25 protein-coding genes are annotated in these 23857 nt (G+C 40.5%); 16 read left to right on the top strand and 9 right to left on the bottom strand.

Annotated features, from left to right (window positions below):
* Positions 1 to 129 precede the first annotated feature (129 nt).
* Positions 130 to 1299 (top strand): proline dehydrogenase family protein, encoded by a 1170-nt coding sequence (locus EGM47_RS08660; RefSeq protein ID WP_124980414.1) that lies wholly within the window; start codon positions 130 to 132, stop codon positions 1297 to 1299.
* Here EGM47_RS08660 and EGM47_RS08655 read toward each other — a convergent pair.
* The 6 genes from EGM47_RS08655 to porX form a co-directional block, all read right to left on the bottom strand.
* Positions 1296 to 1670, bottom strand: coding sequence for a DUF4258 domain-containing protein (locus tag EGM47_RS08655; RefSeq protein WP_124980413.1), 375 nt, complete (start codon positions 1668 to 1670; stop codon positions 1296 to 1298). The genes EGM47_RS08660 and EGM47_RS08655 overlap by 4 nt on opposite strands.
* Before the next feature lie 8 nt (positions 1671 to 1678).
* Entirely contained in the window at positions 1679 to 2878 is a 1200-nt protein-coding gene (locus tag EGM47_RS08650) for an alanine dehydrogenase (protein ID WP_124980412.1), read from the bottom strand.
* A 34-nt stretch (positions 2879 to 2912) separates the two neighbouring features.
* Entirely contained in the window at positions 2913 to 3395 is a 483-nt protein-coding gene (locus tag EGM47_RS08645) for a hypothetical protein (RefSeq protein WP_124980411.1), read from the bottom strand.
* A 110-nt stretch (positions 3396 to 3505) separates the two neighbouring features.
* Positions 3506 to 3673, bottom strand: a complete 168-nt coding sequence (locus tag EGM47_RS16310; protein WP_164510849.1) for a hypothetical protein — start codon at positions 3671 to 3673, stop codon at positions 3506 to 3508.
* A 166-nt stretch (positions 3674 to 3839) separates the two neighbouring features.
* Entirely contained in the window at positions 3840 to 4247 is a 408-nt protein-coding gene (gene tsaE, locus EGM47_RS08640) for a tRNA (adenosine(37)-N6)-threonylcarbamoyltransferase complex ATPase subunit type 1 TsaE (protein ID WP_124980410.1), read from the bottom strand.
* Complete coding sequence (gene porX, locus EGM47_RS08635) at positions 4247 to 5797, bottom strand: T9SS response regulator signal transducer PorX (protein ID WP_124980409.1); 1551 nt, start codon at positions 5795 to 5797, stop codon at positions 4247 to 4249. The genes tsaE and porX overlap by 1 nt, the downstream gene beginning before the upstream one ends.
* Before the next feature lie 33 nt (positions 5798 to 5830).
* Here porX and EGM47_RS08630 point away from each other — a divergent pair, with 33 nt between their 5' ends.
* From EGM47_RS08630 to EGM47_RS08575, 12 genes are all read left to right on the top strand, one after another.
* The gene (locus tag EGM47_RS08630; RefSeq protein ID WP_124980408.1) at positions 5831 to 7057 is read left to right on the top strand and encodes an HD domain-containing protein; all 1227 of its coding nucleotides are present in this window, start codon (positions 5831 to 5833) and stop codon (positions 7055 to 7057) included.
* A gap of 23 nt (positions 7058 to 7080) precedes the next feature.
* Positions 7081 to 8100 (top strand): UDP-3-O-(3-hydroxymyristoyl)glucosamine N-acyltransferase, encoded by a 1020-nt coding sequence (gene lpxD / locus EGM47_RS08625; protein WP_124980407.1) that lies wholly within the window; start codon positions 7081 to 7083, stop codon positions 8098 to 8100.
* On the top strand, positions 8101 to 9504 hold the full coding sequence (locus EGM47_RS08620) for a bifunctional UDP-3-O-[3-hydroxymyristoyl] N-acetylglucosamine deacetylase/3-hydroxyacyl-ACP dehydratase (protein WP_124980406.1): 1404 nt from the start codon (positions 8101 to 8103) through the stop codon (positions 9502 to 9504).
* Positions 9501 to 10286 (top strand): acyl-ACP--UDP-N-acetylglucosamine O-acyltransferase, encoded by a 786-nt coding sequence (gene lpxA, locus EGM47_RS08615; RefSeq protein WP_124980405.1) that lies wholly within the window; start codon positions 9501 to 9503, stop codon positions 10284 to 10286. Before EGM47_RS08620 ends, lpxA begins: the two co-directional genes overlap by 4 nt.
* A gap of 3 nt (positions 10287 to 10289) precedes the next feature.
* Positions 10290 to 10856, top strand: coding sequence for an elongation factor P (gene efp / locus EGM47_RS08610; RefSeq protein ID WP_124980404.1), 567 nt, complete (start codon positions 10290 to 10292; stop codon positions 10854 to 10856).
* Positions 10857 to 11807 carry a UDP-3-O-(3-hydroxymyristoyl)glucosamine N-acyltransferase gene (locus EGM47_RS08605; protein WP_124980403.1) on the top strand — a complete coding sequence of 317 codons (951 nt, stop codon included), beginning with the start codon at positions 10857 to 10859 and terminating at the stop codon, positions 11805 to 11807. It abuts the gene before it with no gap.
* A gap of 85 nt (positions 11808 to 11892) precedes the next feature.
* On the top strand, positions 11893 to 12273 hold the full coding sequence (locus EGM47_RS08600) for a nuclear transport factor 2 family protein (protein WP_124980402.1): 381 nt from the start codon (positions 11893 to 11895) through the stop codon (positions 12271 to 12273).
* Positions 12274 to 12305: 32 nt separating this feature from the next.
* Positions 12306 to 13178, top strand: coding sequence for a succinate--CoA ligase subunit alpha (gene sucD, locus EGM47_RS08595; protein ID WP_124980401.1), 873 nt, complete (start codon positions 12306 to 12308; stop codon positions 13176 to 13178).
* A gap of 23 nt (positions 13179 to 13201) precedes the next feature.
* Positions 13202 to 13732, top strand: a complete 531-nt coding sequence (locus EGM47_RS08590; RefSeq protein WP_124980400.1) for a hypothetical protein — start codon at positions 13202 to 13204, stop codon at positions 13730 to 13732.
* Positions 13729 to 14475 (top strand): 3-oxoacyl-[acyl-carrier-protein] reductase, encoded by a 747-nt coding sequence (gene fabG, locus EGM47_RS08585; protein WP_124980399.1) that lies wholly within the window; start codon positions 13729 to 13731, stop codon positions 14473 to 14475. The genes EGM47_RS08590 and fabG overlap by 4 nt, the downstream gene beginning before the upstream one ends.
* A 17-nt stretch (positions 14476 to 14492) precedes the next feature.
* Positions 14493 to 16511: a vWA domain-containing protein gene (locus EGM47_RS08580; RefSeq protein ID WP_124980398.1), complete on the top strand. Its 2019-nt coding sequence runs from the start codon at positions 14493 to 14495 to the stop codon at positions 16509 to 16511.
* 43 nt (positions 16512 to 16554) lie between these two features.
* Positions 16555 to 17370 (top strand): prohibitin family protein, encoded by an 816-nt coding sequence (locus tag EGM47_RS08575; protein ID WP_124980397.1) that lies wholly within the window; start codon positions 16555 to 16557, stop codon positions 17368 to 17370.
* Positions 17371 to 17395: 25 nt separating this feature from the next.
* Here EGM47_RS08575 and EGM47_RS08570 read toward each other — a convergent pair whose 3' ends face one another.
* The gene (locus EGM47_RS08570) at positions 17396 to 17887 is read right to left on the bottom strand and encodes a nuclear transport factor 2 family protein (protein ID WP_124980396.1); all 492 of its coding nucleotides are present in this window, start codon (positions 17885 to 17887) and stop codon (positions 17396 to 17398) included.
* A 59-nt stretch (positions 17888 to 17946) separates the two neighbouring features.
* Here EGM47_RS08570 and panB point away from each other — a divergent pair, with 59 nt between their 5' ends.
* Positions 17947 to 18765, top strand: coding sequence for a 3-methyl-2-oxobutanoate hydroxymethyltransferase (gene panB / locus EGM47_RS08565; protein ID WP_124980395.1), 819 nt, complete (start codon positions 17947 to 17949; stop codon positions 18763 to 18765).
* Between the two features lie 14 nt (positions 18766 to 18779).
* On the opposite strand, the gene EGM47_RS08560 is transcribed toward panB, so the two are convergent.
* Positions 18780 to 20855, bottom strand: a complete 2076-nt coding sequence (locus EGM47_RS08560; RefSeq protein WP_124980394.1) for a DUF3857 domain-containing transglutaminase family protein — start codon at positions 20853 to 20855, stop codon at positions 18780 to 18782.
* A 166-nt stretch (positions 20856 to 21021) separates the two neighbouring features.
* Between EGM47_RS08560 and murA the strand changes: the two genes are divergently transcribed.
* Positions 21022 to 22332, top strand: a complete 1311-nt coding sequence (gene murA, locus EGM47_RS08555; protein WP_124980393.1) for a UDP-N-acetylglucosamine 1-carboxyvinyltransferase — start codon at positions 21022 to 21024, stop codon at positions 22330 to 22332.
* A gap of 208 nt (positions 22333 to 22540) precedes the next feature.
* Positions 22541 to 23152, top strand: coding sequence for a hypothetical protein (locus tag EGM47_RS08550; RefSeq protein ID WP_124980392.1), 612 nt, complete (start codon positions 22541 to 22543; stop codon positions 23150 to 23152).
* A 5-nt stretch (positions 23153 to 23157) separates the two neighbouring features.
* On the opposite strand, the gene EGM47_RS08545 is transcribed toward EGM47_RS08550, so the two are convergent.
* Complete coding sequence (locus tag EGM47_RS08545; RefSeq protein WP_124980391.1) at positions 23158 to 23739, bottom strand: pseudouridine synthase; 582 nt, start codon at positions 23737 to 23739, stop codon at positions 23158 to 23160.
* Positions 23740 to 23857 lie beyond the last annotated feature (118 nt).

The raw sequence follows: 23857 nt of genomic DNA, 5'->3' as shown, positions 1-23857 counted from the left end.
GCCATCGGGTTTGCCTATCAGAGATCAGGAGTTTGACTCATCCAGACAGTTCTTAATGGCTTGTTAAGTTTGTTCAAAAGTAGGTTGTTCTATTCTATTGTGAAACGATTGAACAATTATATTTGCGCTATGGAGCAAAACCCTTTTGACAATACTACAAACGCCTTTTCTCTCAAATCGGATAAGGAACTCAAAAAGGCACATTTTATATTCACCATGATGGGTAAACCATGGTTGGTGAACCTGGGGTCCAAAGCTACGATGCTGGGGCTAAAATGGAATCTTCCCATCAAAGGCTTAGTCCGACATACTGTTTTTGATCAGTTCTGTGGAGGAACTACCGATGATGAGTGTATACCGCTGGTGGAGAAAATGTTTGAAAAAGGGGTGAGTTCTATTCTAGATTATTCTGTTGAAGGTAAAGAAAATGAGGAGGACTTTGATGCTGTTGTAGGTAAAAAACTTACCTTAATTCACATGGCCAGTGAGAATAATGCCTTGCCTTTTGAAGTAGTTAAGCCTACTGGAATTGGTCGATTTGCCTTATGGCAAAAGAAAAGTGAAAAACAGCCCCTGACACCTGAAGAAGAGCTGGAGTGGGAGCGTATTTACAACAGGGTAGATCTGCTTTGCAAAACAGCGGTTGATAGTGGTATTTCTCTCCTTTTTGACGGTGAGGAAACCTGGATGCAAGATGCAGCAGACGATTTGATCCAAGAAATGATGTCTAGCTACAATCGGGAAAAAGTCTATGTGTACAATACCATTCAGTGTTACCGCAAGGATCGTCTGGATTATATGATGCACTTATACGAAGATGCTAAAGCCAATGGCTATATGATAGGCGCCAAAATTGTACGTGGTGCGTATATGGAAAAAGAACGCGAGCGTGCTGCAAAAATGGCTTATGACAGTCCGATCTGTGATACCAAAGCAGATACAGATGATATGTTTAATAATGTAATGCGTTTTATTTTGGATCGATTAGACGTCATTAAATTATGTATAGGAACACATAATGAAGAAAGCACACTGGAAGCCATGAAAATTTTGGAGGAAAAGGATTTGGAGCCAAATACACAAGATGTCTGGTTTGGGCAACTTTATGGTATGAGTGACAATCTCACCTATAATTTGGCGGCCTTAGGACACAATACTTTTAAGATTTTACCTTTTGGACCTATCAAGGATGTGATGCCCTATTTGATCAGACGCGCGCAAGAAAATACCTCTGTAGCAGGACAAGTTGGTCGCGAACTCGCATTGATCAAGCAGGAAATAAAGCGTCGAGGGATCTAATTGTTCGATAGTACTTTTTCTACCCGGGCGGTTCTTTCACAATTACGCACCCAAAGGCTAACTTTATTCAGTTCTCTCTTCCCAGATATATGATAAAAATTGCATGGGACAGTGTCTGTGTTAGATTTCGAAAAATCTATCTCACCATCAATCAATATATTTTTGATGGTCACTGTATCAATCTCTCGATTGGCTAACATGGTCCGTATTTCTGGAGAAAAATGAATAGATTTCTTGCGTATATCATTGATTACTCGATCTTCCGGTAACCATGTACATTGCGCGCGTTTTCCAGTAAGGAAGAATATCAGAAAAACCATTCCCATGGAGAATCCTACACCATAAAATCCCAAACGTTTAATAAATTTCATATTCTTTGCTAAAAGATCAGCAAATTTACGTCGTTATAAGGCAAATTAAACCATTCACCTACGGATTTATTGGTCACGATTCCATGATAGAGGTAGATGCCACATTTAAGACCTTTATCCATTCTAATGGAGTGTTCGATACCACCATCATCAGCAATATTCATTACGTAAGGTGTGAAAATATTGCTCAAGGCAATAGAGGCCGTTTTACTATATCGGGAAGGAATATTAGGAACGCAATAATGGGTCACGCCTAGTTTTTCAAAAGTGGGTTGATCGTGTGAGGTTACTTCACTGGTTTCAAAACAACCACCCATATCTATACTTACATCAATGATTACAGCGCCAGGTTTCATGTTTTCCACCATGGTTTGAGAAACAACGACGGGTGCTCTGTTTTCGCCCGCGAGCGCACCTATAGCCACATCACATCGCATTAAAGCTTTAGAAAGGTATTTGGGTTGGATAGTAGAGGTATAAATCTGCTGACTTACTCTGGTTTGAACATTGCGTAATTTTGAAATAGAGTTATCAAAAACCTTGACGCTTGCTCCCAATCCTAAAGCAGTACGCGCAGCAAATTCGCCTACAGTTCCAGCACCTAGGATCACCACATCAACAGGCGGTACACCAGTGATATTTCCAAACAATTGACCGGTACGATTGTCGCCTGTGGATAACAATTCAGAGGCAATTAGTACCGAGGCCACCCCTGAAATTTCGCTTAAAGCATTCACTGCGGTAAAGGCGCCATGATCATCCATGATGAATTCAAAGGCCAGCGCAGTGATCTTTTTGTCCATCAATTTCTGAAAATAGGCCTTATTTCGCGTTTTCATTTGCACTGCAGAAATCAGTACGGATTGCGGTTTAATAAGTTTAATTTCCTCCAATGATGGCGGTGCTACCTTGAGAATGGTGGGGCAGGAAAAGACTTTGGCGGTGTCGGTAGTCAACTCGGCTCCGGCGTCAGTATATTGTTTGTCGGTAAACGAACTTCCCTTTCCAGCGCCTTTTTCCATGAGGATTCGATGTCCATGAGCAGTTACAGCAGCTACTGCATCTGGCGTAAGGCAAATGCGTTTTTCTTGGTGTTGGGTTTCCTTGGGAATACCAATGAAAAGCTCTTTTTTAGTCCGCAGAATTTCAAGACGTTCTTCTTGCGGTATAAGTTGATCCTTGGTAAACGGGTTTGAAAATTGGCTCATAGGGAACGACTAGACTAGTCTAAAGGTAATGATTTTAGGAAAACCATCGGTCCTTCTGTTTCTTGGATTCACCTTCAATTTCTGTAAGGTCAATTCCGTGAATGAGGTCAAATACCTTGATGCGGGCGACATAAGTTAAGGAGAGGGCAAAAATTACAACAGGCACCACAAAGTACAGTTCATTTTTGTCCAATATTTCAATATCCGGATTTATGGCAGAAAACAATTGGAATCCAAACATGCAAGTCGGCACAAGGATAATATGGTACCACCAGTGCCTGCAGGTTAAAAACCACGTGAGCATTAAGAAAAAGGGTATCAGCTTATTAAAGATGACCCAAAATGCAACATTGGCATTTCCTGAATAGGAGGCAACAATATTCTGGAGAAACCCTATTTCCCAGGCATTATTAGGGATAACTTCATAGAGATGGAAAAAGTAAGGGGTGATCGCCAATAGAACGGTGACAATCGAGCCTATCAAAAATGATTTTTTGGCTAATTTTCTAATGTCCATATAGACGGCGTAGGGGATTTTTATACTATCAAAGATAACATACCTTTAATATTATTCACAAAAAAAGGCCGAAATAAATCGGCCTTTTTTTGAATAGTTGAAGTTGGTTTTTATTTCAACAACCCACTTTCAGCAATAACTCTACCTAAGGTCTTCTTGTCAATTTTCTTAGATGTCTTTTCTTTGGTTTCTTTAGGTTGGAATTGTACAGCTGCACCGGCAACAGATACGCTAAAGATGGCAAGAAGGGCTAGGGCTTTGATAGACTTGGCTTTCATAATAAATGGGTTTTAAGAATTATATGATTCGAATGTAAATTAGGAATCATTTTTTTCTTGAAGCCAATTGTGTATTTTGGATCAATTGATGATAATTTTCTATCAGTGGTAAGATTAAGTGCTCTTTAACAATAACCCACAAACTTCTGTTAAACTTTTTAGTAAACTATAAGGTTTTAATATCTAGTAATCTGGTATGATTATCGATCACACTGATATTAATTATATGATATTGAGTAAGATATGGTTTGATTAGCTCGGGCCATTCTACCAGATGAAATGCGTCATTATCCAGATAATCATTGATCCCAATATCAAACAATTGATTACTATCTTCAATTCTATACAAATCATAGTGAAAAATAGCATTATTATTTGCTCGATATTCGTTGACAATACTAAAGGTGGGTGAGCTAATTTCATCTTCAACCCCCAGTCTCTTACAAATGCTACTGATAAGTGTCGTTTTTCCACTGCCCATGGGGGCATCAAATAACATTACCTTATGATTGGAATGCTCCAAAAGCCATGTAGCCGCAAGGTCAATCTCTAGAATAGAATACTTTAATTGCATTATCTCGGATCAAAAACCGCAAAAGGAATCAACATTTCTTCCAGGGAAACACCTCCATGTTGATAGGTGTTGCGGTAGTAGCTTACATAATGATTAAAATTATTGGGATAAGCAAAGAACAAGTCACCCTTGGCAAATATAAAGCTGCTGCTCATATTTATTTTAGGTAATTTGATCGTGCTTGGGTCAGTAGCGGCCAGAACATCCTTATCCTCGTAACTCAAACTTCTTCCAGTTTTGTACCTCAGGTTGAGACTGGTATTTTTATCACCTATTACTTTGCTAGGATTGGTCACGTTAATTGTACCGTGATCTGTGGTTAAAATCAATTTAAACCCGAGCTCTTGTCCACGCTGTATAATTTCCAAAAGCGGCGAATTTTTAAACCAACTCAAGGTAAGAGAGCGGTAAGATTTGTCTGTGCTGGCCAATTCCTTGATCACTTCCATTTCTGTCTTGGCGTGTGAGAGCATGTCCACAAAATTATAAACCACCACAGTCAGATCATTGTCTTTTTGTGTTTTGAAGTTTTCAACAAGTTTCCTTCCACTAGCTTCATTTGTGATTTTGTGATACTGGTGTTTGATATTTAGTCCCAATCTTTTGAGCTGCGCCTGTAAAAATTCGTCCTCATGCATATTCTTACCACCTTCGTCCGTATCGTCCAACCATAAGTTGGGATGGCGTTTCTTCATATCTTCTGGCATCAACCCAGAAAAGATCGCGTTACGTGCATATTGTGTGGCGGTAGGTAAAATGGAACAATAGGCTTCCTCTTCAGACTTTTTGTAGTGGTTATTGATCAAATTTTCAAATACACGGTATTGATCATACCTTAAATTGTCCACAACTACCATTAAAACAGGTTGGTCCTGCTTTAAGTGAGGGACTACTTTTTTACGGAATAATTCATGACTCAAAGTAGGGTGATCCTCGCCTTCGGTAAACCAATCGGGGTAGTTTCTGTCAATAAATTTACAGAACTGCTGGTTGGCTTCATTCTTTTGGGCTGTCAGTATTTCAAACATTCCGGCATCATCCACGTCCTCTAATTCCAACTCCCAATAAATCAATTTTTGATAAAGCTGTACCCATTCCTCGTAGGAATTAACCATAGACATATCCATGGCGATCTTGCGGAATTCCCTTTGGTAATCGCTGGTGGTTTTTTCATTGACCAATCTGGAAACATCCAAGTTCTTTTTTACAGCGAGCAGGATTTGATTTGGATTGACCGGTTTAATGAGATAATCGGCAATCTTGGAACCAATAGCTTCCTCCATGATATATTCCTCCTCACTTTTAGTGATCATAACGACAGGCAGCTGGGATTGCTTTTCTTTTATTTCATGCAGCGTTTCTAATCCTGTCAGTCCTGGCATGTTTTCGTCTAGAAATACAATATCATAAGAGGTTGCCTCTATCGCCTCAAGGGCCTCGGTTCCGCTGACCCGAGTATCTACCGTATAGCCCTTTTTCTCCAAAAACAATATGTGTGGTTTTAAAAGGTCCACTTCATCATCTACCCATAGTATCTTGATCTCTGCCATATCAGTATATTTGTCTTTAAATTTCTTGCTCTCTTGAATCAAAAGAACAAACTTAAAATATTTAACGATCCTATTTACGGTTTTATTTCCGTACCCAATGAGGAGATCTTTCAAATTATAGAGCATCCATTTTTTCAAAGATTAAGGCGTATCACTCAAATGGGATTGTCCTATCTGGTTTATCCTGGCGCTCACCACACCCGCTTTCATCATGCATTGGGTTGCTTACATTTAATGCAAAAAGCTGTTCAAGTACTTCGTTCAAAGAATGTTAGCATTTCTTCAGCAGAGGAGGACGCTCTTTACAAAACCATCTTATTACACGATATTGGCCATGGTCCATTCTCCCATGCATTGGAATATCAAATTGTCAAAAATGTGACCCATGAGCAATTGTCGGTTCATTTTATGGAATATTTGAACCATGAGTTTAACGGGAGTTTAACGCTAGCCATCAAAATCTTTAAAGGAATTTATCACAGACCATTTATGTTGGAGTTGGTGTCCAGTCAACTGGACATGGATCGATTGGATTACCTAAAAAGAGACAGTTTTTACACAGGCGTGGCTGAAGGAAACATCAATAGTCAGCGGCTCATTACTATGTTGAACGTCGTGGATGACCGATTAGTGGTAGAAGAAAAAGGACTTTATAGTGTGGAAAATTTTCTTTCTGGTCGTCGTCTCATGTACTGGCAGGTTTACCTGCACAAAACCGGAATAGGAGCTGAACACCTGCTTCAATCAGTGGTGCGGCGAATTGTTGAATTAAGGACTGCGGGAACCGATGTCAACCTGCCTACCAAGCTCGCTTATTTTTTTGATCATGAGTATTATGATTTTGGTCTGAATGGGCAAGATTTAAAACGTTTTGCCGGCTTGGATGACGCAGACCTGTTGACCGCTCTTAAACTAGGGGCAGGGCATCCTGATTTTGTGTTGAGCGAACTCTGCAACATGCTTCTGAATCGACAATTGTTAAAAATTAAATTTTCGAGACAACCAGTCCCAGAGGATAAAGTCAACAAGAAAAAATCAAAGCTTCAGAAAAAATATGGGTTGTCAGACCATGAAGCTTCCTATTTTGTGTTTACTGGTGCTATTTCCAACCTCGCTTACGCGAAAGCGAAACCCATCATGATATTGACAAAAAAAGGAAAACTTGTAGAGTTAATCAAAGCCGGGAAAGAGGATAGTTTTAAAGCCCTGCTGAAGCCTGTGACCAAATATTATTGTTGTTATCCTAAAATTCAAGATTGATATAAATTAGTATTTTTGCCAAAATGAAATTTACTACCCAACAAATTGCTGATCTTCTAGACGGAACCGTCGATGGAGATTCCTCGCTGGAATTAAAAACGCTGTCCAAGATTGAAGAAGGATCTGAGGGTAGTCTGAGTTTTCTCGCTAATCCAAAGTATACACCGTATATTTATAAGACCAATGCCAGTGCGGTCATTGTCAATAATGATTTTAAACCTGAAAAGGAGGTGTCATGTACATTGATCAGGGTAGAAGATTCTTATGCAGCCTTTTCTAAGTTATTGGAATACTATCAAGCTGCCAAAATGTCCAAGGAAGGCATTGAACATCCCAGTTTTATCCACGAATCCGTATCCCACGGAGATGGTCTTTACGTTGCTGCGTTTGCGTATATAGCCGAAGGCGTAAAGATGGGAGATCAGGTAAAAGTTTTTAGCAATGTCAATATTGGTGAAAATGTCACTATCGGAAACAACGTAATTTTACATTCTGGCGCAAAAATCATGAGTGATACAGTTATTGGTAACAATGTTGTGATCAACTCAGGTTGCGTCATCGGAGCAGATGGGTTCGGATATGCCCCAAATGACGATGGGACTTATTCTAAAGTGCCGCAGACTGGCAATGTGATTATTGAAGATTATGTGGAAATCGGAGCATTAACTACCATCGATCGCGCTACATTAGGCAGTACAATCATTAGAAGTGGTGTCAAATTGGACAATCAGATTCAGGTAGCGCACAACGTGGAAATTGGGGCTAATACAGTTATCGCTTCCCAGACGGGAATTGCAGGATCCAGTAAAATTGGTAAAAATTGTAGGATTGGAGGTCAGGTAGGAGTAGCTGGGCATATCGTGATTGAAGATAATGTTGGTATTCAGGCACAAAGCGGGATCGGCAAAAGATTAAAATCTGGTTCAAATGTACAGGGCTCTCCTGCTTTTGATTATGGCGACTGGAACAGAAGTTATGTACTGTTTAAGAACCTCAGAAATATAGAGTCAAGAATAACAGACCTTGAAAAAAAGAAAGTGTAAATGACGGCAACAGAATTTAAGCAAACCACCATAGCTAGGGAGGTGAGCCTTACCGGAGTAGGGTTGCATACAGGGAAAAATGTAAGCCTTGTTTTCAAACCTGCACCAGAAAACCATGGTTATGCCTTTGAACGTGTAGACCTGGAAGGTAGTCCGGTGATTGAAGCACTGGCCACCTATGTCACCGATACAAAACGTGGTACCACCCTGGATAAAAAAGGGGTGCAAATCAATACTTGCGAACACGTTCTCGCCGCACTGGTGGGGCTTGAAATTGACAACTGTCTTATCGAGATCAACAGCAGTGAGCCTCCAATTATGGATGGTTCCTCCAAGTTTTTTGTTGAAGCCTTGGAAAAAGCTGGTAAGGTGGAGCAAGAACAACCCAGAATGGAGTACGTGGTGAAAGAAATCATTTCCTATACTGATGAAGAGTCAGGTAGTGAAATAATGATCATGCCATCGGATAGTTACCAAGTCACAACAATGGTTGATTTTGGCACGAAAGTGTTAGGTACCCAAAATGCAACTTTGCACAAGTTGGCTGATTTCAAAGATGAAATTGCTGATGCCCGTACCTTTAGTTTCTTACATGAGATAGAAATGCTTTTAGAGCATGGATTAATTCAGGGTGGTGATCTCAATAATGCTATTGTCTATGTGGACAAGGAGTTGTCTGAGAAAACCATGGACAATCTTAAAAAAGCATTTAAAAAAGACAATATATCTGTCAGGGCAAATGGCATCTTGGATAATTTAGAATTGCATTACCCCAATGAAGCTGCCAGACACAAACTTCTGGATGTGGTGGGTGATTTGGCTTTGATTGGGTACAGAATCCGCGGAAAAGTGATCGCTACGAAGCCTGGACATTATATCAACACGCAGTTTGCCAAGAAGATGTCCAAACTGATCAAAAAAGAGATCAAGGACAATGTGCCACATATCGATATCCATCAGGAACCATTGATGGATATCAATAAGATCATGAGTGTGTTGCCGCACCGCAGTCCATTTCTGTTGGTAGACAAGATCTTTGAGCTTACTGATCAATACGTTACTGGTCTAAAGAACGTGACCATGAATGAGCCATTTTTTGTAGGCCATTTTCCAGGACAACCTGTAATGCCAGGAGTATTGATAGTTGAGGCCATGGCGCAAACTGGAGGAATCCTTGTTTTAAGCACGGTCCCAGATCCAGAAAATTATTTGACATTCTTTATGAAAATGGACAATGTTAAGTTCAAACGTAAGGTCAGTCCTGGTGACACATTAATTTTTAAATGTGAGTTGATTACACCTATTCGCAGGGGTATCGCTCACATGCAGGCTTATGCCTATGCCAATGGTGTTCTGTGTGCAGAAGCAGAACTCATGGCTCAAATTTCAAAAGTCAAAGAATGAATCAACCACTAGCATATGTCCATCCAGGCGCCAAAATCGCCAAAAATGTAGTCATAGAACCTTTTACTACTATTCATAATGATGTGATAATCGGTGAAGGAACATGGATAGGGTCCAATGTAACGATCATGGAAGGTGCTCGCATTGGGAAGAATGTCAGTATTTTTCCAGGGGCTGTGATTAGTGCAATTCCTCAAGATAAAAAGTTTGAGGATGAGGATACTACAGTAGAAATAGGTGACGGGACAACCATCAGGGAATGTGTGACAATCAATAGGGGAACTTCGGATAAAATGAAAACAGTGATTGGTAAAAATTGCTGGATCATGGCCTATTGTCATATTGCTCATGATTGTATAGTAGGTGATCATTGTATCTTTTCCAATAACAGCACGCTCGCTGGACATATCACCGTTGGCGATTACGTTGTTTTGGCAGGTATGGCAGCCGTTCAACAGTTCTGTCAAGTGGGTAGTCATGCCTTTGTAACTGGGGGCTCGCTGGTGCGAAAGGATGTTCCTCCTTACGTTAAGGCTGGAAGGGAACCGCTGAGTTATGTCGGGATTAATAGCGTCGGACTAAGAAGACGAGGATTTGAATTGGACAAAATTCGTGAGATTCAAGACATTTACCGGATTCTCTATCAAAAAAATTACAATGTCTCCCAAGCAGTGGAGATCATAGAAGCAGAAATGAGCGCCACTCCAGAGCGTGACGAAATACTGGAATTTATTAAAAATACAAAGCGAGGTATCATGAGAGGATACATCAGCAAACAATAACTTATGGCTAATACAAGCGACATCAGAAAAGGGTTGTGCATTCGTTACAACCACGACATTTTTAAAATCATAGAATTTCTACATGTGAAACCCGGAAAAGGGCCTGCCTTTGTTCGTACCAAACTCAAGTCTGTTACCACAGGTAAAGTTATTGACAATACTTTCTCTGCTGGACACAAGATTGATGATATCAGGGTGGAAACCCATACTTTTCAATTCCTGTATAGGGAAGGTGAGTGGTTCCACTTTATGAATACTGAAGATTATACCCAAATTAGATTGTTGGAAAGTGCATTGGACACTCCCGACCTTTTGAAGGAAGGTGAAAATGTAAAAATCCAAATCAATACAGAGGATAATTCCCCACTTTCTGTGGATATGCCTCAGTACGTTGTGTTGGAGGTGACGGCAACCGAGCCAGGAGTTAAAGGTAATACCGCAACAAATGCCACAAAACCGGCCACTGTAGAAACTGGAGCTCAAGTTAACGTACCTTTATTTATCAATGAAGGTGATATGATAAGAATCGATACAGAAAAAGGTGCTTATCACGAGCGCATGAAGCAATAAGTGAAATTTCCGCAAACATATCAACTCAGCGAAATCGCTTCTATTATTGAAGCTGAATTTGTAGGTCCAGAAGATTTTCCAGTAAGTGGGATGAATGAAATCCACGTGGTAGAAGCGGGTGATATTGTATTTGTGGACCACCCAAAATACTATGACAAGGCACTTGAAAGCGCGGCTACTGTAGTATTGATCAACAAAAAAGTGGAATGTCCGGAAGGAAAAGCGCTATTGGTTTCGGATGATCCTTTTAGGGATTTTAATCGACTAACCAATCATTTTAAACCTTTTGAAGGCTTCGACAGCGAAGAACATAAATCTATAAAGGAAAAAATTCATTCTTCTGCGCATATTCACCCCAGTGCGATTATAGGTTCTGCAGTATCGATTGGCGCACGAACCATTATTCATGCCAATGTTGTCGTTGGAAACGGAAGCCATATTGGCGAGGATGTGATAATCCATGCCGGCACTGTTTTAGGGGCGGATGCTTTTTATTATAAGAGGCGTCCCGAAGGTTATGACAAATTACTTAGCGGTGGTCGTGTGGTTATTAAAGACAAGGTGGAGTTAGGTGCAATGTGTACCATAGATCGTGGTGTAACTGGAGATACGATCATCGGATATGGTTCTAAGTTGGACAACCAGGTGCAAATTGGACATGATACAGTCTTGGGCAATCACGTTTTGATTGCTAGTCAAACCGGAATCGCAGGTTGTGTAGTAGTGGAAGATGAAGTAACGATCTGGGGACAGGTAGGTATAACCAGCGGTGTAACCATTGGTAAAAAAGCCGTTATATCTGCCAAGTCAGGTGTGAGTAAGTCTTTGGAAGGGCATAAAAGCTACTTTGGGGTGCCCGCAGATGATTTCAGAAGTAAGTACAAAGAAATTGCTTCCATTAAACAAATTCCGTTAATGATGGAACAGTTAAAAATGCAGAAAAAATCTTAAGGTAGGTTTATGAAAATCTATATTGTAAACGCTAGGTTATCAGTGGATACTTAACTAGTTTAGCAGTTGAAAAATTGATAAAAAAATGGCTGTTTCAGCAAAGAAAATAGTAAAAGAATTCTTGGATTCTGATGTATTTGTAAATACTTACGATTTTGAACAATATTTGCACCCAGAATTAAAGGTACATTGGCATGCAAGCTCTGGATTCAGGGTGTTTGATTACGATGACTACCACAGGCTATGTCAGTCTACCGCTAATTCTTATGAGAGTATGCGCAACGAGATCTCTCATATTTTTTCCAATAAAAATGAAGTGGCGGCTCGGTTTACCGTCTATGTGAGAACAGTAGAAAATCCTAGGGAGGAGATACCTGTAGGATATTTTATTTCTATATTTAAAATCGATGATGAAAAGATCATAGAAGTACACCAAACCAGCCACCCAGCTGAACAACAACATTAAACAAGAAGAAAACTCAATATAAATAAAAAACAATGAGCGTTTTAGTCAACAAAGATTCTAAAATTATAGTCCAAGGATTTACAGGGAGTGAAGGGACCTTTCATGCCGGTCAAATGATCGATTATGGAACAAATGTGGTAGGAGGAGTTACCCCAGGTAAAGGAGGTCAGGAACATTTAGGAAAACCAGTATTTAATACGGTTCAGGAAGCCGTGGAAAAGGCTGGGGCTGATGTTACCATCATCTTTGTACCACCAGCATTTGCCGCAGATGCCATTAAAGAAGCTGCTGATGCAGGTATTAAAGTGATCATAACTATCACCGAAGGTATTCCTGTGGCAGATATGGTAAAAGCCGCTGACTATATAAAAGACAAAGAGTGCCGCCTAATTGGTCCAAACTGCCCTGGAGTTATCACACCGGAAGAGGCCAAGGTTGGTATCATGCCTGGATTCGTTTTCAAAAAAGGAAAAGTAGGTATTGTATCTAAGTCTGGAACTTTGACGTATGAAGCATCAGACCAAGTGGTCAAGCAAGGTTTTGGAATCTCAACGGCTATCGGTATTGGAGGAGATCCAATTATTGGTACGACTACCAAAGAAGCGGTAGAACTCTTTATGGAAGACGATGATACAGAAGCCATTGTAATGATCGGCGAAATCGGTGGCCAACTCGAGGCAGATGCTGCAAAGTGGATAAAGGAAACTGGAAATAAAAAACCTGTAATTGGCTTTATTGCTGGAGAAACTGCACCTGCAGGTCGTACCATGGGCCACGCTGGGGCTATTGTAGGTGGATCTGAAGATACTGCCCAAGCAAAAAAAGCGATCATGCGTGATTGTGGAATCCATGTAGTGGATTCACCTGCCGAAATCGGCAAGAAAGTAGCTGAAGTTTTAAATTAATGTAAAATTTAATCCCCCAAAAGATGAAATCAATAAATTTAAATGAAGAGGTAGCAGCCAAGATAAAAATCCATTATCAAGAAGAATATGCTAAAACGCTCAAAAAGTTGGATGAATTAAAATCCATTCTTCAAGAAATGGAGGCGGTTCCAACCAATAATTATATGCATGAGTCGTCTGAAAGTACGACAGCAATAACAAGTTCATCCGAGGAGAATGAATCTCCCAAACCTAAACGTAAATACAAAAAGAAACGAGGAAAAAAGCCGGTATGGAGCAAATTTATACTCAATAGATTGAAAGCTACTCAAACTCCGCTTAGCTACGATGATATGACTAATCAAGCTATCGCCAGGATGAACCTTTCACCTACGGATTTTGAAAACACCCGCAAGAAGATTGTTGCCGCAGCTTTTATTTTAAGAAAGAAAAAGGGCCAAATTGATACTTATGCTATTAAAGGAGATCGCACCAAATACATGGGTTTAACAAAATGGTTTGAAAAAGAAGGCCGATTGAATCCTGAGTTTCAATCAAAAATTGTTAGTCAATGAAACTACTGGAAAATAAAAATGTCATTATTACTGGCGCCAGCAGAGGCATAGGTAAAGGTATTGCAGAAATTTTTGCTCAACACGGTGCTAATATTGCTTTTACTTATGCCAGTTCTGAAGCTCCAGCCTTGGAATTAGAAAAAAAGCTGCTGGGAATGGGTGTCAAAGCCAAAGCTTACAAAAGTAATGCGGCCAATTTCCAGGAAGCACAACATCTTGTGGCCGAGGTCAGCAAAGATTTTGATAGCATAGACGTGCTGATCAATAACGCTGGTATTACCAAGGATAATTTGTTGATGCGTATCAGTGAGGATGACTTTGACAAAGTGATTGAGGTCAACTTAAAATCGGTATTTAATATGACCAAAGCTGTTCAACGCACCATGTTGAAACAACGCCAAGGTAGTATCATCAATATGAGTAGCGTAGTTGGTGTTAAAGGAAATGCTGGTCAGACCAATTATGCTGCCAGTAAAGCAGGAATCATCGGATTTTCAAAATCCGTGGCCCTAGAATTGGGATCTAGAAATATTAGATGTAACTCGATTGCACCAGGCTTCATCGAGACCGAAATGACCGACGCCTTGAATGAGGATACCGTGCAAAGCTGGCGCGATGCCATCCCATTAAAGCGTGGTGGAACTCCAGAAGATGTAGCGAATGCGTGTGTTTTCTTGGCCAGTGATTTATCTGCCTATGTGACGGGACAAACCCTGAATGTTGATGGTGGAATGCTCACTTAATACCTGATGAAGTTGATATGACCGTTATTTGGATAATTCTTGCCGCGCTTGCTGCTGCCAGTGTGGCTCTGTTTCAATACGGTTATATCTTAAAACACAAGAAAACTAAAAAAAAACCGTGGTTAGCTTTATTGCGATTCCTGACGGTTTTTTGTCTTTTGATATTGCTGATCGCCCCTAAGATCAGTACTACTACCTATACTTCGTTATTGCCACAACTTGTGATCATGGTAGATGATTCCAGGTCTATTGAAGCCTTGGAGGCTGGTGATGACGTGCAACGAGATCTCAATCAGATACGCAATCACCCAACACTAAAGGAAAATTTTGATATCCAGGTTTTTTCTTTTACTGATAAAGTCAAGGCGTTAGATAGTCTATCTTTTGATGGTAGTGAAACCGATATTGCTAAGGCGATTCAGGAACCACAACAACTTTATCGGGATCGCCATAAAGCCATTGTACTAATGACTGATGGTAATCAAACAGCGGGATCGAGCTATCAATATCAGACGGTCGATAGATCGACTCAATTGTATCCTATCATCTATGGTGATACCACCAGTTATCCAGATCTCAAAATCCAGCAAGTCAATGTCAATCGATATTCTTATCTCAACAACGAGTTTCCAGTAGAGGTCTTGATCTCATATCAAGGTAATGAATCAATCACTGAAACATTTACAATTACCAACGGAAATACGACACTTTACACCCAAAATATTAATTTTTCTAAGGAACAGCGCAGTGCTGTGGTCAACACAACCTTGGTGAGTAAGTCGATTGGGACACAGCGCATGAAGGCTACAATTACCCATCTTGCTCAGGAAAAAAATACGGGTAATAACAGCCGCAATTTTGCCGTAGAAGTCATAGATCAGCAAACTAAGATTGCCTTGCTTCACAATGGCCTTCATCCGGACTTGGGGGCTATTAAAAAAGCCATCGAATCTAACCAACAACGTGAGGTAGACCTCTTGCACATATCCGAGCTACCAGATTTAAATGAATATCAATTAGTGATCAGGTATGGGGTAGGTCCCGCTTTCGCGAAAGCGGACGCACAAGTCAAATTGCTCAACAAAAATACTTGGACTTTTACTGGTCCTCTTCCTAATCTATCCTATTTCAACAGCTTGACAGAAGCCATTCAATTAGAAAACGAAGCTGACTTTGATGAAGTCCAACCTATTTTAAATGATTCCTATCCCACCTTTAACTTAGAATCATTTGATTATACCGATTTCCCTCCGGTAAGTGTCCCTTTCGGCGAACTAACCACTCAAGTGCCTATTTCGGTCTTGTTCTTCAAGCAAATCAGTAATATTCGAACTACACAACCTTTCTGGTTTACGTATGAAGAAGGGGAAACTAGGCATGCCGTAACCCTAGCTGCTGGATTATGGAAATGGCGTGCTCAATCATATATCAACAATAAAGAATTTGTCAATTTTGACGATTTGATCAATAGTCAGGTTCAATATCTAGCAAGCAATAAAAAAAGAAACAGGCTGGATGTAAGTTATGAGCCTTTCTACTACCAAAACCAAAGCATACGTCTCAATGCTCAATATCTGGACAAGAATTATCAATTTGAGGATAATGGAATACTGAACCTCAAGTTGAAAGAATTGAAAACTGGTGAAGTATTGACCAGACCCTTTATTTTAGACAACTTTTCTTATCAGGTGGATCTGAGCGGTTTGGAAGCTGGAGATTACAGTTTTTTAGTACAGGTAGAAAATGACAAACTCAACCAGTCGGGAAGTTTTACCGTATTGGAGTTTGATATTGAGCAACAATTTGTCAGTGCTTCGGCGGGATCCATGCAACAACTGGTGGGGCCTGAGGCTGTCTGGTATCCCAACCAAATTAATGCACTTGTAGAAGAATTAACGCACGATCCCTTATTGCAAACGGTGGAAAGAGCTACTGTTTCACAAACAAGTCTGGTAGATTGGAAATACCTGCTGGGAATCATCATTTTGCTGCTGGCACTGGAATGGTTTGCAAGAAAATATCAAGGTCTGGTTTAAGTGAACCAGATCCAGTCAATTATAAACTTTAAAAAATTTACTCATGGAAAAATTACCCAGAGCTGCCGTATTCGGTGTTATAGCTTTAGTCATAGTTGGAATTATTATTATCAAAAGTTCGGTGGTGATTGACGCAGGTCAAGCAGGTGTGCTATTTAGACCATTTAGTGATGGTGTTGAGACCGAAACCACATATGGTGAAGGCTTTCATGTCATCGCTCCTTGGAATGATATGATCATTTATCCCGTACGACAGTTATCCATCAATGATAAAATGAGAGTGTTGTCAGTCAATGGTTTGGAGGTTACTGTTGATGGAACAGTATGGTACCAACCTCAATATGACAAGTTGCCCTACCTTCATCAAGAAAAAGGACGTAATTATGTAGAGGATATCCTAGAGCCTGCGATTAGTGCCGCGGCCAGAAGCGTTGTTGGCCGGTACACTCCAGAGCAACTATACTCCAGTAAAAGAGACGTGATTCAAGCCGAAATCTTGGAAGAAGCTCGAAAAGAACTAGAGACTCAGTACGTTCAAGTCAATCGAGTGCTGGTAAAAGATGTAACGCTACCTACCAAAATAAAGGATGCCATTGAACGTAAGTTAAGACAGGAACAAGAAGCGCTGGAATACGAGTTTAGATTGACCAAGGCCAGTAAAGAAGCTGAAAGACAACGTATTGATGCTGAAGGTAAAGCTGTAGCCAATAGAATTTTAAGCGCTTCTTTAACGGATAAAATTTTAACCGAAAAAGGTATTGAGGCTACCCTAAAATTAGCCGAGTCGCCTAATTCAAAGGTAATTGTAGTTGGTGGGTCTGATGGTGGTGGATTGCCTATTATACTTGGCAATCAATAAACTAGTATGTACTGCCGTTACCTGTTTAAGGATAAAATCTTGAATCAGTTAATCCAGTGATTTTCCAGCGTTTGTCAATGTAAGTTAGAATGAAAAGGTTGGTGCCGTTGTGGGTAAATTTGCCGTCATAATAGAATTCGTAAGTGGTAGAGACGCTGGCCAGGTGGTCATCGCCCATCCATTTAATTTCCAGAAGTCGTTCCTCAAAAGATAAGCTATCGGGTATGTTGGCGATGCCTTTAAGAAATTGATCCACATCAGAACTGATCAGTTGTTTTCCCCTGCTTTTTGAAATGATCATTGAAGAAAGCTGTGTTCCTTTTTGGATATGTTGCCTGAGGGCTGTGGTATCCTTAGCATGAAAATCCTTAAAGAAGTCCTTTACGGCCTCTACAGGGTTGATGGGCTGATTGCTTTGGTTGATACTGACGGCCTTAACTGTATCCGATACAACTTGTGACCATCCGACGGTGACGATGCCCAGCACCATAATGCAGGTAAGTATTGACTTTCTCATAGAATGATGAATGCGTATGCTGGGCTAAATTAGTACTTTTGCAGTATACAACGAACATTATGTCAACTGCAAAAAAGGAGTACAAAAGAGTCACGGTAAAATCTCTCACTGAAATGAAATCCGCGGGAGAAAAGATTTCAATGTTGACAGCCTATGATTATACGATGGCCAAAATTATTGATAACGCCGGAATTGATGTGATCTTGGTAGGCGATAGTGCCAGTAATGTAATGGCGGGTCATGAGACCACACTTCCCATTACTTTGGATCAGATGATTTATCACGCCAGCAGTGTGGTTAGAGGAGTGCAACGCGCTTTAGTCGTGGTTGACTTACCTTTTGGAAGCTACCAGAGTGATCCTAAAGAAGCTTTACGCAGCGCTATACGCATTATGAAGGAGAGCGGCGGACATACGGTAAAGCTAGAAGGCGGTAGTGAAGTTAAAGAATCTATTAAGCGCATTTTGAACGCAGGTATTCCGGTGATGGGACATTTGGGTCTAACCCCACAATCTATATATAAATTTGGAACCTATACAGTCAGGGCCAAGGAGGAGGCAGAGGCAGAAAAGTTGGTCGAGGACGCCAAGGCCTTGGAGCGTTGGGGCTGTTTTGCTCTTGTTTTAGAAAAAGTTCCCGCATCCCTTGCCCAAAAGGTCGCTGAACAACTGACCATTCCTGTTATCGGTATTGGAGCCGGAAGTGGTGTGGATGGCCAGGTATTGGTTTCGCATGACATGTTTGGTATGACCCATGAGTTTAATCCGCGGTTCCTGCGACGATACCTGAATCTTTATGAAGATATGGGTGGAGCAGTAGCCCAGTATATCACTGACGTTAAAAGTATCGATTTTCCTAACGACGACGAGCAGTATTAAACACAGTTTATACTTTAATAAAATCCGCCTCTACGGCGATAGGCATCATTCCTGGCGGATTGGTTGCTACGCACTACCAATATCATGATAATCAATGCGGCTACAGCAATTAGCCCAACTATTTTTAATGTTCCATTACCAGTTTCAAATTCGGTTAAAGAGGAACCGTCTGATGTGGTATAGATCACATATCCCAACTTATTGGATAGATCATTGACCTTACGGCTGTAATCACTGAATTTTTCTACCGTAATGTGGTCCTTTTTCGACTTGATTTCAAAATGCAGTTTTAATTGATTTACAAAGGGGATGTAGGTAGCACGATATTGATAATCAAAACTGTCGTGTTCTACTGACTCTATTTCTGACTGGATATCCCAAGCTGCTGGAAGATGAACCGTTATATCATGAATATGATGAGAGGGATAGTCGAGGCTTACAGGATTCTTGCGATGCTCGACATTGGGTATAAAGAGTAGCCCATCGATGGAATTGGGAACGAACTGAACTTCGATCAAGTTTTTCTTGTCTTCCATTGGCTGCCAGATGCTATCAATTTTATATTTTTCAATTACCTGTAGCCTGTTGGCTAATACATCATCCGTTAATTGGGGATGCTCGATGGATTTGATATTATAAAAGTAATTGGCATAATATTTCTCGTACTCTTTGTTGATGGCGTTTAGGCTTTGCGATTTAAAGTACTGTCGCATTTGATCGGCTTTGGCATCATGATAGACACTTTTCACTTTTAAGATCGCTCCCTTGCCGATGGAATCCAGACGGTATTCGTCTTTGACTTCAACTTTGTTCTCAGATCTGGAGCTTATTTGATCAAATTCCCGTACACCCCTTTTAATGACCAGGCCATATCGATAGTCTGGAAAATGAGTTTTGGCGTATGATCCACCTTGCGAACTGATGGTAGGATCATAATAATAGACTTTTCCAGAGTTGTCTATAACCTTTACCACACAATGGTCAAAAAATATTGGGGAAGGCAAAAAGTCAAGAATGCTTTGTTTTAAAGTAGTATTCACCAGCATGGGGTAGGCCTCGATATCCAATTGTTTAAGCATGGAGGCCATGAGTAAACTCTTGTCCTTACAATCCCCAAAACGTTGTTCATATACCTGGTTAGGCGAGAAAGGTTGGTAACCACCAATTCCCTCTTCCAATCCCAGATAACGTATGTCTTCCTGCACAAAGTCCAAGACTTTTTGGATGCGTTCTCCTTCATCTTCTGTCGCACTGGCGATTTGTTCAATGTGTGAGGAAAGATCATCACTCAACGGTTGGTTTTCCTGATAGACATTTACAGCCCAATTGACAACGGATGCCCAAGAATCGTAAGCCGAAACAAGTAAAAGCTTGTAGTTGATGTTCCATGCTGGATCGTACTCCTCATAGGTAAGAGGTGTAACATCAGTGGAAGTCCAAGTGTACTCATTCAAGCCATTTATTTTATTTAAAAATGGCTTTTCTAATCCATTAAAGCCCTTGTATTTCAACGGTTTATTTGATAAGAGGCGAACATTGATTTTCCCCACCGGCGAATAACCATCAAAAGTATAAGAATTTGAAAATAGCCCCTTGTGAATAGGATTAAAGCCTTTGATAGAATAGCTATAATCAATGATATCACCGGGTCTGACGTCGGATAGGTTGACCATAGCGGTCATACTCCCATCATACAGATAGTTTTCAGCATTTGCTTCCCGACGTAAAAGCTGAAAATTGTTTGGTTGAAGCTTATCGATCGAACTGCTGTTTCGTAAGATATTTATCTCATGAAAAACCAACTCTTGAAAAGTCGGATCATAATCAACATTGATAGTGCCAGCCTCCTGTATAGCAGCGTTGTCAATCACTTGGGTCACTTGCCTGATGTAAACGGTTTCTTTGACCAAATGGGTCTGATTGTCCCTTAATAATTGAAGGGTACCCTGGCTAAGCTCGTTTTTATCAATCGCAGGCGACTGGCTATACTCAGTGGGAGTAACCCATGTTGGTATCTGGGAAGTTTTTACTTGTGCCTGAACACCACAAAGGCAAAATACTAGAAATAGACTTAAGGCTTGAATTCTCAAAGTAGGTATAAGATTGGTTGTAAATGCAAAAGTAATGTCCCATTAGGAATTAACCATACGTACTTAGGAATTCCATCTTGTTAACTATTTGTGGATACTTCGCCCAAATTTGCTTTAGGAACTATCGAGGGTTGGTTATTTTTAGCCTTGATCTAATATTATCTACATGGGAACATTTATCATCGAGGGAGGACATCAGTTAAAAGGAGATATACAACCGCAAGGAGCCAAAAATGAGGCTTTACAAATTCTTTGCGCTGTGCTTCTCACTAATGAACCGGTGACAATTGAGAATGTTCCAAACATCATCGATGTCAATAAGCTAATTGATTTGTTAAGCCATTTAGGTGTCAAGGTGACCAAAAACGGTAAAGACTCTTACACATTTCAGGCCGATGATGTAGATCTGGATTTTTTACAGTCAGAAGACTACAAAATTCTGGGACGTGGATTAAGGGGGTCCATCATGTTGGTAGGTCCGTTGCTGGCTAGATTCGGTAAAGGATATATACCCAGACCTGGTGGTGACAAAATAGGCAGACGTCGTTTGGATACTCATTTTGAAGGATTCATCAAACTAGGAGCAAATTTCCGTTATAACAAAGAAGAGTATTTTTATGGTGTAGAGGCCGATGAATTAAAAGGTACTTACATGTTACTGGACGAGGCTTCTGTGACCGGAACAGCAAATATTGTGATGGCAGCTGTCCTTGCCAAGGGCACCACCACCATTTACAATGCGGCTTGTGAACCTTATTTACAGCAGTTGTGTAAAATGCTGGTACGAATGGGAGCAAAAATCGATGGTATTGGATCCAACATGTTGATCATTGAAGGTGTAAATCAATTAGGAGGAACTAGCCATCGCATTTTACCTGATATGATTGAAATCGGTAGCTGGATTGGATTGGCTGCGATGACTAAATCTGAGATCACGATCAAGAATGTGGCGTACGACGAATTAGGCGTTATACCAGCGACTTTTAAAAAGCTGGGTATCCAATTGGAGAGGCGTGGGGATGACATCTATATTCCTGCTCACACGGATGGATATGAAATTCAGAATTATATTGATGGCTCCATTTTGACAATTTCTGATGCTCCATGGCCTGGATTTACTCCCGATTTGTTAAGCATAGTATTGGTGGTAGCTACCCAAGCGAGAGGAAGTGTCTTGATTCACCAGAAAATGTTTGAAAGCCGACTCTTCTTTGTAGATAAATTGATCGATATGGGCGCAAAAATTATTTTGTGTGATCCGCATCGCGCCAGTGTGATCGGACATGATTTTCAGTCGCAGCTAAAGGCTACAACCATGACCAGCCCAGATATTCGCGCCGGAATCTCTTTGTTGATCGCTGCCTTGAGTGCTACAGGAACCAGTACTATTCATAATATTGAACAAATTGATCGGGGTTATCAAAACATAGACACGCGTCTTAAAGCCATAGGAGCCAAGATTGAAAGAGTAGGCTAGGAGAGGGCTATTGGTAAAGTCGCTTTCGCGAAAGCGAACGGAACAATATGTAAACATATCTGAACATCTATTTCATGGTGGTATCAACAATTATTTTAACCGCCACCATTCATTCATTTGTGTATGGTCTGTTAGAAAAAATCAACTTATTAAGGTTAAATAACATCTTGTCAGCGCATTTGGGCAAGGATTTTGATATCTTTAGGTTATGAAAAAGATTGTAGGTTATTTATTCTTAATGGGAACGCTTAGCTTAAGTGCGCAAGAAACCCCCAATTCTACTCCACGTACAATAGAACGGCTACCGAAAACTATCAATGGAGGATCTTTGTTGTTTCCAGAAAAGAAGGAAACACCTACCTACACGCGACCCAATACCAAAAAAGAAATCAATATGCGCCAGACCACTGATCTGGTTGATCCAGGAATCAAATTTGAAAAAAGAAAATTTACCCAAGATGCTCCTGTAGGAGCTGGATTCAGGAGCGACACTTTTTTGGGAGAGATCAGAACCGGTAAACAGTTACTGAGACTGGTTTGTCGGGATCACCAATATGAAGATGGAGATTTGGTGAGGATTTGGATGGACGATAAAATTCTGGTGGAGAAGATCTATTTGCGCAATGTCTATCAAGCCGTGACGATTCCGCTGAAAGATGGCTTTAATAAATTGGAGATTGAAGCTCTCAATCAAGGTACTTCTGGTCCCAATACAGCGGAATTCAAAGTGATGGATATGGAAGGTAAAGTGGTTCAGCAAAATATCTGGAATCTTGCGGCTGGCGTGAGGGCCACCTTGGTGATTCTCAAAAATGAATAAGCCCATTACCTCTCGAATTCTTCAGTAATCTCCATCACCTGTTGACCTTTTAGGTCTGAAATGCCGAATGGTCCTATTCTTATACGTGCCAACCGCAATACTGGGAAACCAACTACAGCACACATTTTACGTACTTGGCGAAACTTTCCTTCGGTTAAGGTGATAGAAATCCAGCTGGTGGGTCCGTGTCTATCATCTCTGATATACTGTTGGGTGGGTGGAAGTTCTGGCGGAGTTTGCAATACAAAGGCTTTGCAACTTTTGGTAGAGTATGATTTACCTTCAATACTGATCTTAACGCCTCTGGTCAGTTCCTCGATAGCACGCTGATCAATCATTCCATCTACTTGGGCATAATATTCCTTATCAAATTCGGCAGAAGTATTGATCTTATAGCTCAACTGACCATCTGTTGTGACGATCAATAAGCCTTCAGTTTTTTCATCCAGTCTTCCTACCGACATCACATCTTCTGGAAAAGAATAGAGTTCGCCCAAAAAACGTTTCTTTTTTTGCCTTTTGCTATTGGTCATAAATTGACTCAGCATTCGGTAAGGTTTGTATAATAAATAGTGGCGATGCTCCATCTGACAAAGATCTGTAATCTACTTGATTTTAGTAAATATTTACCCATGTAACCACCCAGAAAAGGTAGGTGCCATAAATCCAACCCTTTCGAATTAAGCCAAGAGTCATTGCACGAAG

It is taken from the genome of Nonlabens xiamenensis, assembly GCF_003865345.1.
Taxonomy (GTDB): Bacteria; Bacteroidota; Bacteroidia; order Flavobacteriales; family Flavobacteriaceae; genus Nonlabens; species Nonlabens xiamenensis.
Note: the sequence above shows the minus strand (reverse complement) of the source record. Positions and strands in the feature narration are given on the sequence as shown.